The sequence below is a fragment of the Nonomuraea sp. NPDC050153 genome, from assembly GCF_044460125.1.
Classification (GTDB): Bacteria; Actinomycetota; Actinomycetes; order Streptosporangiales; family Streptosporangiaceae; genus Nonomuraea.
Genome location: NZ_JBITJQ010000032.1, coordinates 135,196 through 146,247, shown reverse-complemented (window position 1 = coordinate 146,247; position 11,052 = coordinate 135,196). Strand labels below are relative to the sequence as shown.

The window sequence follows — 11,052 nt, the reverse complement described above, 5'->3', positions numbered from 1 at the left end:
CCGCCACCACTCCGACGGCCGCACCGTCCTGCTCATCACCCACCGCCTGGCCAGCGTCCGCTACGCCGACCGCATCTACGTCCTCGACCACGGCAAGATCACCGAACAGGGCGACCACCACACCCTGATGGCCCTCAACGGCCTCTACGCCGACCTCTACACCCTCCAGGCCACCGCCTACCGCTGACTCTCCGGACAGTACTTGCACAATGTTCAAGTCGCGCCTACCGTCAGACTTGAACATTGTGCAAGTCGTCCCCGGGAGGGTCCCATGCCGGTTTCCGTCGTCATCGCGTCCACGCTGCAGTACGCGCTCGCGGTGCTGTTCTTCGTCATGTCCGTCATCGTCCACACCCACGGAGAGCGGGCCCAGCGCGCCGCCGAAGCGGTCGTGACCCGGCAGGGTCTGCCGGCCGGCGTGCTCGCCCGGCACGGGGTCAAGTTCGCGGAGAGCGTCGTGGAGCTGCTGTTCCCCCTCGCCATCTCCGCCGCCCTGGCGACGCTGGCCTCACTCGGCCTCGCGGGGAGCGGGACCGGCCGGATCCTGTCGTGGATCGCCGCCGCGGTCCTCATGACCGCGGGCGGGTTCGTCACCGGCGGTCAGGTCTTCGCGGCCCGCTACGTCGAGGCGGCCTTCAAGAGGTCCGAGGAGCCGGGCGTGCGGGAGCTCGACGGGAGAGAGGTGGTGCGCGCGGCGGCGGAGGCGTTCCCCGCGATCGCGCGCCCGCTGATCGTGATCCGGTTCGTGCTGACGACCGTGGGCTCGCTGGCCGTCATCATCCTGCTGGCGACTCCGGCCGCGAGCGCGTACGTCCATTAGCCGCGTTAGCCGCGTCAGCCGCGTCAGCCGCCACCAGCCGCGCCTCCAGCCCGTCGAGGATCGTGCGCAGCCCGAACTCGAACGAGTCCTCGTTCGGCAGGGAAGGGGCGGCCTCCATCGACGGCGTGGTGCGCGCCCGCAACCGGGGGAACTGCTCGGCGATCTCGCTGATGCGCGCGATGGTCTCGCGCAGCTGCTGCTCCTCGTCCGCTCCGGCCCTGCGCAGCCGGGCCCGCCACGCCAGCTCCGCCGCCTCGCCCTGGGCGGCGCCGATGACGAACATGAGCACGGTCGCCGCCGCCTGGTCCGCGTCCGGCCCGCTGAACCCGGCGGTCTCGTAGACGGCCAGGCAGCGGTCGTCGTAGCGGGCCTTGTTGGGGCCGTGGATGAGGTGGGTGCTCATGGCCGGGAGCATCCAGAAGTGGCGGCCCAGCATGCCGTGCGCACCGGCGGCCAGCGCCGCCGCGGCCTCCCGCCAGCCGACCTCGGCGAGGTCGGGCAGCTCGATCTCGTCCCACACGTGGTCGGCGGCCAGCACGACCAGCTCGTCCTTGCTCTTGACGTGCCAGTACATCGCCGTGGCCGCCGCCCCCAGCCGGCTGCCCAGGCGCCGCATGTTCAGCCCGTCCACGCCTTCGGCGTCCAGCACCGAGACGGCGGCCCGGACGATCTGGTCCCGGGTCAGGGTGTCACGCGGCATGCCCCCAACCTACCGCCCACCCCCCTGCCCTTCCGCTGCCCGACCTGCCGCCTCCCGAGCCACCGTCTCCCGAGCCATTCGCTCAGAGTGGTCGCCTCCGGGTTTCCACCTCCGGGCTGTGGCCATCTGGGACATCGCCATCTGGGACATCGCCACTCGGGTGGCCGCCGCTGGGAGCATCAGCACCTGACCCGCCGGCACCTGACCCGCCGCCGGACCTCTCGCCTGCCAGCCGTGGAGGGCGGCCGACGAGAGGTCCGTGAGGTGGGGTGCGGATCGGACGGAGACGTGAGAGCGCGCGAGCACCATGCGCCTCCGGCAGAGCGGCGGTGTCAGCAGGAGGTGAGCATGTCGCCCAGCGCCGCCTTCTCCGAGCTGTCGGTGCTCAGCCCCCAGTACCACTTGACCTGGATCCAGGCGCGGGCGTACCGGCAACGTTCGGCGGTGCGGGGCGGCTGCCACTCGGCCGGGTCCTGGTCCGACTTGGACTGGTTGACGTTGTCCGTGACGGCCCACAGCTGGGGGCCGCCCAGGTCGTTGGCGAACTGCTGGCGGCGGGAGGTCGTCCACGCCCACGCGCCCGAGGCCCAGGCCTCGGCGAGCGCGACCATGTGGTCGATGTCGACGTCGGAGGCGGCGGTCCAGGTCGCGCCGTCGTACGGGCTGTACCAGGAGCCGGAGGTGGCGGCGCAGGAGGAGTTGGTCACGACATTGGTGCCGTCGCGCTTGAGCACTTCCTCGCGGGTGTTGCAGGAGCCGCTGATCGTGATCCAGTGCGGGAACAGGTCGCGGTCGTACGTGCTGCCGTGAGATTCGGCCGCCACCGTGAGCTGGGCGAGGCGGGTGGCGGCGGTGCCGGCGGAGGGGATGTTCGGGGGGATCGCGGCGGCGGGTTGGGTGGCCACCGTGAGGGTCAGCGCGGCGGCGCAGGCAACGGTGAGGGCGGCAGGTAACACGCGGTCGCGGTGCATGAGGGGTCGGCCCTTCTGCCGCCGTCCTCGGCCGGCCACAGGCGCCGGTCAGGGGCGAGGAGGGCGGGCACCTCGACCGTGTCATTGTCCGCATTAGTCCATATATGGCCAGGTTTGCTGAGCTCGCAGGGAGGTGTCGGGCGATTCCTGACATGAGCAGTCATGCGGCCATTGACGCGTCCGTCAACGTTGGAATGACGTTCATCGCCCCGTCACGCGCCCCCCGAAACGGCGGCCGTCACCATCCCGAACGGCCGCCCGCACGCAAACCAGCGGGTGTCCGCCTCGCACCGACATGCGGTGCCGCTCCGCTCCGTGGGCTCACCGCTCGACGGCCAGTCGCACCCCCAGGCCGATGAAGATGCCACCCGTGGCGACGTCCACGCGGCGGCGGGCGGCGGCCCTGTGGCGCAGCCAGCCGCCGATCCGCCCGGCGAGCACCCCGACCGCGCCGTCCACCACGAACTCCAGCGCGATGAGAATGGCCCCGAGGATGGCGAACTGCAGCCACACCTGGCCCAGTTGCGGGTTGATGAACTGGGGGAGGAAGGCGATGGTGAAGGTGACCATCTTCGGGTTCAGCAGGTTGGTCAGCAGCCCGCTGGCGAACGCCCGGCGGCCCGACATCCCACCCCCGCTCTCCACGGGCATCTCGCTCTCGACCCCCTTGCGGTTACGGAGCATCTGCACGCCGAGATAGATCAAGTACGCGGCTCCGACGATCCGTACCACGGTGAAGGCCACCGGCACCGCCTCGAAGAGAGCCGCCAGTCCCGCGGCCGCCACGGCGACGTGGACGGCCTCGCTCGTGGCCACCCCTGCCGTGGCCAGCAGACCGGCACGCGGACCGCCGCGCATCCCGCAGCCCAGGATGAACAGCATGTCGGGCCCGGGAGTGATCATGGCGACGATCGTGGTCAGAGTGAAGAGCACCAGCAGGTGTGAGTCGATCGGCATGAGTAAATCATCCCAAATGTCCACGCCAGAGCTTGCCCCGGAGAGCGATCAGGAGGACTGGCTCAGTCGTCCTCCAGGAGAGTGGTCGGCTTTGGGCCGGTGGTTCGGGTGGGGCGGCTTGCGGCTGGGTGCGGGGGGTCTGGAACCGCTGCTCCGTCTTGACCGAGTGCGGCCGGAGCGTTTCGGAGGGAAGTGCCCCGCCTCTTCAGGCTCAGCAGGGGCCGCCGGCGTCGACGGAGCCGAGTGATTCGCGGGACGTGCCGCTCAGGGCGGCGAGTACGGCCTCTTCCACTGTGCCGTGCACGTGCAGGACCGTGTGCGCCCACGTGAGCTCCATGATCCGTGCCAGCTTCGGATCCGGGGCGGCCAGGTGCAGGCCGCCGCCGTGCTGGCGGGCGAAGGCATGGGTGTTGAGCAGGACGCGAAGGCCCGCGCTGCCCATGAACTGCGCCTCGCTGAGGTCGATCACCACGTGCTCGCCGGGCTGCCGCCTGCTGTCGCGGATATGTCGATCGAGCTGCCCGGCGGTGGCGACGTCGACTTCGCCGGCCACCGAGATCACGCTCACGCCCGGCAATCTCTGAATGGCGAACGTCAGATCCGGCATGCGGTGCCCACCGATCGGAATCCGGAGACGATGCACTGTTATGGCTTGCCCGTATCGCACCATATCCGGGCGCCCGCCTTTCGCCTAGACATCAGCACTTACTTCTTCCCGGCCGGCGATCCCCGCCCGGCATTCCCGAGGTGAGCAGGGGATTCAAAGAACCCACACGATCCGTGCAAGACCGGCCCGGCACAGTGGAACGTACGGGACGAGTGATTGGCGGTCGGACATATTCAGCACGCGAGAACGGACAGAAATACGAATATCCGCGACGCCGCGAATTTCGGTGTCGCTCTCCCCGAGTTTGACCGCGCTCGCCATGATCACGGATGCGCTCGCGGGCCGATATCGCGGTCTGCCCCAATCGTGGCGACGGACGATTCAGGCGCGGGCAGGCTGGCGGTCGAAGGAGGCGGTGCGGCCGCTGGGCGCGCCCGGCCACTCGGTGGTGCCGGACAGCGTCGTGCCCCGGGCCCCGGTCGATGACGTCTCCGTTCAGGAGCAGATCGACCGCCTGCGTGACATGCCGCCCGACCTCCTGCTCAAGGATCTGGAGCAGGCGTTCGGGCCGCTGCCCGCGCACTGGCACGCCGCCGCCGACCGGCCCGATCGCTGGTTGCGCGGGTACGCCGGCGCGCTGGCCGACGTGTGGGCCACCGCCGAGCCGTTGTGGAGAAGGGCGCGCCCGCTCCTCGACCGGGAGGTCGCGCGGGTGGGCGTCGCGAGCGTGCGCGGCGGCGCCGACGCGCTGCTCGGCTCGCTCGCCGGGCGGCTCGTCCGCGACGCGAAAGGCCTGGTCATCGAGGGGGTCGCGGCCGGTGTCCACGAGCTGGGGGACCGGTCGCTGGTGCTCGTGCCGATGCTGGCGGGCAAGGACGCGCTGATCGTCGGGCTGGACGACCCGGAGGCGGTGTGGATCGGGTATCCGGTGCCCACGGCGGGAAGGCTGTGGCGTACGGACAGCGACGACCTCTCGGAGCTGCTGGGACCGGTGCGGGCGGAGCTGCTGCGTGCGCTCGACCGGCCCATGACCATGACCAGGCTGGCCGGCGGCATGAACATCCCGCCCAGCAGCCTCACGTTCCACTGCGACCGGCTGGTCGCGGCGCGGCTCGTCGCCCGCGAGCGCCGGGGCCGCGAGGTGTGGATCGACCGCACGCCTCGGGCGGGGGCGCTGCTGGAGCTGTGCCTTCGCTGAGCTGAAGGTGCGGCGGCCGCCGTTCAGGAAACGGGCCCGCCTGCGATCAGGGTCGCCGTTCAGGACTCGGGCGCGCTCGCGATCAGGGTCGCCGTTCAGGAAACGGGGGCGCCCGCGGTCGGGCGCGCCCCGTTCGACGAGCTCGAAGTGCTCAGCCGGCCGTGGTGAACTGGTTGAACAGCGGGCCGTCGAGGTTCCAGCCCGGCTCGTTGGCCAGGATCTTGTCGGTGTGCGAGTCGATGGCCAGGCGCCACTTGTTGTTGTTCGACAGGCGGAAGATCTTCACCGTCTTCCCGGGGGAGGCCGCGGCGGGCGCGTACCCGAGGATGCCCTCGTAGCGGAACTTGCCCGAGGACACGAGCGACTCCCGCTCGGTGACGGAGCCGGTGACGATGTAGGAGGCCTTGTTCTCCCAGCGCAGCCGGAAGAGCGGCTTGCCGCCCGCGAAGGGGGCGCGCGAGATGTAGTAGAGCGGGGTCTGGGTGACCGACCAGCCGTGCTTGGTGATCGCGGTCTGCTTCTCCGCCTCGTTGCTGGTGTAGAAGAACCCGCCGTCCTTCGTCATCAGCTCGTAGACCTTCACCCGCTGCTCGGCGACGCTCTGGGCCGACGCCGTGGCGGCGGACGCCTGCGCGGCGACCCCGAAGGACAGCGTGGCGCCGAGCGCCACGGCGAGCCCGAGGCCGACGGGACGGGTCATCCGGCCGAACGATATTGCCATGAAAGCTGTTTCCCTCCGAATGGGTGGCGATGCCCGGCCAGCTAACAGCGTGCTGCGTAGGCGCCTCGTCCATTTCGAGTAACGTCTAAGGGTTGCCGGCCGGCCTGGCATCGTAGGGGGCGGTCGTCACCGCGACGGGAGCGGCTTGGACAGCTCGAACATCCCGCCGAGCCCCTTGCCGGGGAGGTCGAAGACGACGGCGGCGAGGTCCTTGGCGGGGATCACGTGGGTGCCCGTGGCGCCCCGGCGCGGGTTCGGGTCCCAGACGGTGATCGTGCCCTTCGCGGTGTCGTAGCCGTAGGCGACGATGGCGTGCCCGAAGTCGCGCTTCTTCCTGCTCCAGGGCAACCGGTTGCCGAGGACCGCGACGATCGTGGGCCTCCCGAGCACGCCGACCGCCTGGGAGACCTGCGCCATCAGCGCGGCGGGATCGTCCTTCGCGTACGCGAGCCGGAACCGGTAGCCCTTCGGCCCGACGTACGCGTTGAGGACGGCCACCACGTCCTCCCGCTTGGTCGAGCGGGCCGCGGCGCTCGTCTTCATCTCCTCGGCCAGCTGGTCCTGGCCGCGCTTGACGCCGAACGCGCGCAGCACGATCGAGGCGGAGGCCGGGGCGCAGTAGTAGCTCGTCCGCTGCGCCTGCCCCTTGATGCCCACCGAGCCCGTGCCTGCGGGGACGAGCAGCCGGGCGGTGGGCGGAACCGCCGCGGCGGGCGGAGCGGCGATGGGCAGGACGCAGGCGGCGAGGGCGGCGCCGAGGACGAGTCTTGCGGAACGCACGCGGTCTCTCTCCGTGTTGCAGGCGATACGGAAGTGACCAAAATACACACCTCAGCGGCTCAGCTGCTCGTTCATGATGAGGAACGCCCCCAGCCCGTGGAAGTCGTTGACCGGCCGGGCGCGCCCGAAGTAGTAGCTGAGCGAGTCGCCGGCGTTGGTGCCCTCGCTGACGCCGACGAGGTTCGTCCGCCCGTCGGAGCCGAGCGACACCTGGGCCAGCACCCCCTGGTAGCCGCGGTCCGCGTTCGCGCGGTAGGAGGCGTCCACGTACCCGCGCTCGACGGCCCGCGAGATCGTGTACGTGTACATCGCCGAGCACGACGTCTCCGTCCAGTTCGACGGGTTCGACGGCTCGGTGACCACCTGCCACCAGCGGCCCGTGGCCGGGTCCTGCCAGCGGGCGTACGCGGGCACGAGCTCGCGCAGGATGTCGATCAGCGCCGCCCGGCGCGGATGGTCGGCCGGGATCAGTTCGAGGATGTCGGTCACGGCCATCCCGAACCAGCCCATCGCCCGGCACCAGGAGATCCCGTTCGTGTTGCCCAGCGCGGGTTTGACCCAGGACGCGGTCGGGCCGCCCGGCTCGTCGTAGGCGTGGTAGAGCAGCCCGGCGGCCTGGCCCGACGTGCGGCGCAGGTGGCTCCAGTAGATCTCGAGCTGCTTGGCAGGCTCGGTGCCGGTGAAGGAGTCGCCCGCCACCCAGGCGCCGTACCGGGCGAGGAACGGGTCGGCCATGTAGACGCCGTCGCCCCAGAGCTGGCCCTCGCGGGAGGCGGAGGTGGAGTGCCACCAGCCGCCGTCGGAGGTGCGCGGGTACGTGTTCAGCCGGGTCCTGATCTTGGCCGCGGCCGTGCGGTAGCGGGCCTGCCCGGTCTCCCGGTAGAGGGCGAGCAGGACGTTGCCCGCCTGCATGCTGTCGAGGTTGCCGAAGCTCTGGGAGATGCCGCCGGAGGAGTCCACGAACCGGTCGGCCCAGTCCTTGATGTACTGCAGGTAGCGGGGCTCACCCGTGCGCTGGTAGACGAGGTACTGGCCCCACAGGTAGAGGCCCTGCGGGTAGCTCCAGCCGCCGAGCGTGCCGGGGGAGAAGCGGGCCATCGTCGAGTCGACCATCGCCCTGGACCAGTCGGTGCCCGTCGAGGAGTCCACGCTCAGCGAGTCGAGGTTCGGGCCGCCGTTGGCGGTGGTGGCCGTGGCCCTGACCGCGTTCGCGCCCGCCGCCAGCGTGACCCGTACGCTCGCGGTCCGCCAGGAGGTCCAGGAGCCGGTGCCGGGGAAGGACAGGGTCGTGCTCGTGCCGCCGGCGGCGACGGTCATGGGCCGGTCGGCGCCCGTGCCGTTGGCGTAGCGGAAGGTCAGGCTCTGGGGGCCGGCGGCGGAGGCGCTGACGGCGAACTCGACGGAGGAGCCGGCGAGGTTGTCGTAGTTGACGAAGCCGGCGCCGGTGAACCCGGCGTGGTTCGACTCGACGGCGCCCTGCGAGATCGTCCCGTCCTCGGCCTCGTAGAGGGTGGCCGCCGCGGCCGAGCTGACGGCAACCGGTTGCAGGAATAACAGTCCGCCGAGTGCTGCGGCGGTGATTGCGCGAAGACGTCCCATGTATCACTCCGGGTCTGACGAGCTGTGATGCCGTGCCGCCGGTGCGGTCCTGCACGATCGTCGCCGCATGGCTCCGATCTCCTTGCGCACTTCAGGCATACATCCCGGCGCGCCGCCCTGTCTACCGGTCGATGTCATCCGATGTATCGATGCAACAAAGTTAGGAAACTTTCCTAAGCAATGGACCGTTCCAACTATTGACGGACATAGCGGTTTATGGCAAACGTTTGGAAAGCTCCCCTTCCTTACACCAGGCATCACTCTCAGCCAGGAGCGCCCGATGAACTTCAGCAAGTCCCGGGCCTGCGTCATCGCCTGCTTACTCGCCCTGGGAACGGCCCCGGCCCTTCCTGCGGACGCGGCGCCCACCCGGTACGAAGCCGAGAACGCGACGATCTCCCAAGGGGCCGTCGAGTCCAACCACGCCGGCTACTCCGGCACCGGCTTCGTCAACGGCGACAACGTCGCCGGTTCCTCCACCGAATGGACGATCAACGCCCCGGCCGCGGGCACGGCCACGCTGGCCTTCCGCTACGCCAACGGCACCGGCGCCGACCGGCCCAGCGACATCGCGGTCAACGGCACGACCGTCGCCGCCGCCCGGTCCTTCCCCGCCACCGGCGCCTGGACCACGTGGACCACGATCACGCTGACCGCCCAGGTCACCGCGGGCACGAACACGATCAGGGCCACCGCCGCCGGTTCGGGCGGCAACCCGAACTGGGACTACCTCGACGCCGAGGTCCAGTCGTCGAACTTCACCGACTACCAGGCGGAGTCCGCGACGATCTCGCAGGGCGTCGTGGAGTCGAACCACGCCGGGTTCACCGGCTCGGGCTTCGTCAACTACGACAACGTCACCGGCTCCTCCGTCGAGTTCGCCGTCAGCGCGGCGGCCGCCGGCACGCAGAGCCTGACCTTCCGCTTCGCCAACGGCACCACCACCGACCGGCCGATGACCATCACCGTCAACGGCACCGCGGTCGCCACCGCCCGGTCCTTCCCCGGCACCGGCGCCTGGACGACCTGGCAGGAGATCACCGTCGACGCGCCGCTGAACGCGGGCGCCAACACGGTCAAGGCCACGGCCACCACCGCCAACGGCGGCCCGAACCTCGACCGGCTGCGGGTCACCGGCCCCGGCGACACCGAGAAGCCGACCTCGCCGGGCCAGCCGTCGTGCTCCGACATCACGCACAACGCCCTGACCCTGGCCTGGCCGCCGTCCACCGACAACATCGGCGTGGCGGCCTACGACATCTACTACCTGGGCCAGCAGATCGCGACCGCCCCCGCGCCGCCGTACCGGCTGACCGGGCTCAACCCGAACTTCACCTACCAGCTGTCGGTGTTCGCGCGTGACGCCTCCGGGAACGTGTCGCTGAGCAGCCCGGAAGTGACCTGCCAGACGCAGCCCGCGCCCGCCGACGACCCGCCGTCGCAGCCGGGGCAGCCCACCGTCAGCGGCGTGCAGGCCGCCTCGGCGACCGTGACCTGGAGCGCCTCCACCGACGACAACGGCGTGCGGGCCTACCTGGTGCGCGACAACGCCACCAACGCCGTGCTCGCCACGGTGACCGGCACCCCGCCGGCCACGACGGCCAGCGTGCCGCTCGAGTGCGCGCACACGTACCAGGTGCACGTGGTCGCGCGGGACACGGCCAACCAGCTCTCCACGCCGAGCGCGCCGTCCGCGTCGTTCACCACGGGGAGCTGCGGCACCGTGCCGCAGACGCCGACCAGCATCGCCGGCGGCTGGGACGTGCCGTGGGACATCTCCTGGGCACCCGACGGCTCGTACGCGCTGGTGACCGAGCGCGACACGTTCAAGGTGTTCAAGGTGACCCCGTCGGGCACCAAGACGCAGGTCGGCACCGTGCCCAACGCGCAGACCACCGGCGGCGAGGGCGGCCTGATGGGCCTGGACTTCTCGCCCACCTGGAACGGCACGAGCGACCAGGAGGTGTTCTTCATGCACACCGCCTCCGAGGGCAACCGGGTCGCGAAGATGAACTTCAACGGCACCGCGCTCAGCGGCTACGCCGGCATCTTGCAGGGCATCGACAAGAACCGGTACCACAACGGCGGGCGCATCAGGTTCGGCCCCGACGGCTACCTGTACGTCAGCACCGGCGACGCGCAGTCGTCGAGCAACGCGCCCGACCTCGACTCGCTCAACGGCAAGATCCTGCGCATCACCAAGACCGGCGCCGCCGCGCCCGGCAACCCGTTCGGCACCCGCGTCTACAGCTACGGCCACCGCAACCCGCAGGGCCTGGCCTGGGACTCGGCCGGCCGGCTGTGGTCGTCGGAGCTGGGCAACTCCTCGCGTGACGAGCTCAACCTCATCCAGCCGGGCAAGAACTACGGCTGGCCCACCTGCGAGGGCACCTGCAGCACCTCCGGCATGACGAACCCGAAGTACACCTGGAGCGTCTCCGAGGCCTCACCGAGCGGCATCGCCATCGTCAACAACACGGTCTTCATGGCCGCACTGCGCGGCGAGCGGCTGTGGCGCATCGTGCTGAACGGCGAGAACGTCTCGACGGTCAACTCGTACTTCAACGGCACGTACGGCCGGCTCCGCGCGGTCGAGAAGGTGCCCGGCGCCAACGCCATCTGGTTCGGCTCCACCAACTCCGACAACAACGGCGACGGCTCGGCCGACACCATCCGCCGCTCCAACATCCAGTAGTCAC

At 70.4% G+C, this 11,052-nt stretch carries 11 protein-coding genes; 4 read left to right on the top strand and 7 right to left on the bottom strand.

The annotated features are described in order from the left end of the window. Positions 1 to 187, top strand: a 187-nt coding sequence (locus ACIBQ1_RS48400) for a hypothetical protein (protein WP_397288386.1), incomplete at its 5' end; no start/stop codon positions are given. Positions 188 to 271: 84 nt separating this feature from the next. Beyond that, entirely contained in the window at positions 272 to 820 is a 549-nt protein-coding gene (locus ACIBQ1_RS48395; RefSeq protein WP_397288384.1) for a hypothetical protein, read from the top strand. On the opposite strand, the gene ACIBQ1_RS48390 is transcribed toward ACIBQ1_RS48395, so the two are convergent. The 4 genes from ACIBQ1_RS48390 to ACIBQ1_RS48375 all read right to left on the bottom strand — a co-directional run bounded on the left by ACIBQ1_RS48390 (position 777) and on the right by ACIBQ1_RS48375 (position 4,055). Next, positions 777 to 1,520, bottom strand: coding sequence for a TetR/AcrR family transcriptional regulator (locus ACIBQ1_RS48390; RefSeq protein ID WP_397288382.1), 744 nt, complete (start codon positions 1,518 to 1,520; stop codon positions 777 to 779). The genes ACIBQ1_RS48395 and ACIBQ1_RS48390 overlap by 44 nt on opposite strands. Positions 1,521 to 1,852: 332 nt before the next feature. Then, the gene (locus ACIBQ1_RS48385) at positions 1,853 to 2,491 is read right to left on the bottom strand and encodes an HNH endonuclease family protein (protein WP_397288380.1); all 639 of its coding nucleotides are present in this window, start codon (positions 2,489 to 2,491) and stop codon (positions 1,853 to 1,855) included. Between the two features lie 321 nt (positions 2,492 to 2,812). After that, positions 2,813 to 3,448: a LysE family translocator gene (locus ACIBQ1_RS48380; RefSeq protein WP_397288378.1), complete on the bottom strand. Its 636-nt coding sequence runs from the start codon at positions 3,446 to 3,448 to the stop codon at positions 2,813 to 2,815. 211 nt (positions 3,449 to 3,659) lie between these two features. After that, positions 3,660 to 4,055 carry an STAS domain-containing protein gene (locus ACIBQ1_RS48375; protein WP_397288376.1) on the bottom strand — a complete coding sequence of 132 codons (396 nt, stop codon included), beginning with the start codon at positions 4,053 to 4,055 and terminating at the stop codon, positions 3,660 to 3,662. A gap of 415 nt (positions 4,056 to 4,470) precedes the next feature. On the opposite strand from ACIBQ1_RS48375, the gene ACIBQ1_RS48370 reads away from it, so the two are divergent. Beyond that, positions 4,471 to 5,253: an ArsR/SmtB family transcription factor gene (locus ACIBQ1_RS48370; protein WP_397288374.1), complete on the top strand. Its 783-nt coding sequence runs from the start codon at positions 4,471 to 4,473 to the stop codon at positions 5,251 to 5,253. 151 nt (positions 5,254 to 5,404) lie between these two features. Here the strand turns inward: ACIBQ1_RS48370 and ACIBQ1_RS48365 are convergent, their stop codons facing one another. The 3 genes from ACIBQ1_RS48365 to ACIBQ1_RS48355 form a co-directional block, all read right to left on the bottom strand. Then, the gene (locus ACIBQ1_RS48365) at positions 5,405 to 5,953 is read right to left on the bottom strand and encodes a hypothetical protein (RefSeq protein ID WP_397288373.1); all 549 of its coding nucleotides are present in this window, start codon (positions 5,951 to 5,953) and stop codon (positions 5,405 to 5,407) included. Positions 5,954 to 6,100: 147 nt separating this feature from the next. After that, entirely contained in the window at positions 6,101 to 6,754 is a 654-nt protein-coding gene (locus tag ACIBQ1_RS48360) for a C39 family peptidase (RefSeq protein WP_397288371.1), read from the bottom strand. 51 nt (positions 6,755 to 6,805) lie between these two features. Next, positions 6,806 to 8,353, bottom strand: coding sequence for a glycoside hydrolase family 88 protein (locus tag ACIBQ1_RS48355; RefSeq protein ID WP_397288369.1), 1,548 nt, complete (start codon positions 8,351 to 8,353; stop codon positions 6,806 to 6,808). A gap of 280 nt (positions 8,354 to 8,633) precedes the next feature. On the opposite strand from ACIBQ1_RS48355, the gene ACIBQ1_RS48350 reads away from it, so the two are divergent. Further along, the gene (locus ACIBQ1_RS48350) at positions 8,634 to 11,048 is read left to right on the top strand and encodes a PQQ-dependent sugar dehydrogenase (RefSeq protein ID WP_397288367.1); all 2,415 of its coding nucleotides are present in this window, start codon (positions 8,634 to 8,636) and stop codon (positions 11,046 to 11,048) included. Positions 11,049 to 11,052 lie beyond the last annotated feature (4 nt).

What these genes read in the sequence shown, in the direction of transcription:
- ACIBQ1_RS48375 (WP_397288376.1), bottom strand. Translation starts at nt 4,055, where the DNA reads ATGCCGGATCTGACGTTCGCCATTCAGAGATTGCCGGGCGTGAGCGTG.
- ACIBQ1_RS48350 (WP_397288367.1), top strand. Translation starts at nt 8,634, where the DNA reads ATGAACTTCAGCAAGTCCCGGGCCTGCGTCATCGCCTGCTTACTCGCC.
- ACIBQ1_RS48390 (WP_397288382.1), bottom strand. Translation starts at nt 1,520, where the DNA reads ATGCCGCGTGACACCCTGACCCGGGACCAGATCGTCCGGGCCGCCGTC.
- ACIBQ1_RS48380 (WP_397288378.1), bottom strand. Translation starts at nt 3,448, where the DNA reads ATGCCGATCGACTCACACCTGCTGGTGCTCTTCACTCTGACCACGATC.
- ACIBQ1_RS48395 (WP_397288384.1), top strand. Translation starts at nt 272, where the DNA reads ATGCCGGTTTCCGTCGTCATCGCGTCCACGCTGCAGTACGCGCTCGCG.
- ACIBQ1_RS48355 (WP_397288369.1), bottom strand. Translation starts at nt 8,353, where the DNA reads ATGGGACGTCTTCGCGCAATCACCGCCGCAGCACTCGGCGGACTGTTA.
- ACIBQ1_RS48365 (WP_397288373.1), bottom strand. Translation starts at nt 5,953, where the DNA reads ATGACCCGTCCCGTCGGCCTCGGGCTCGCCGTGGCGCTCGGCGCCACG.
- ACIBQ1_RS48385 (WP_397288380.1), bottom strand. Translation starts at nt 2,491, where the DNA reads ATGCACCGCGACCGCGTGTTACCTGCCGCCCTCACCGTTGCCTGCGCC.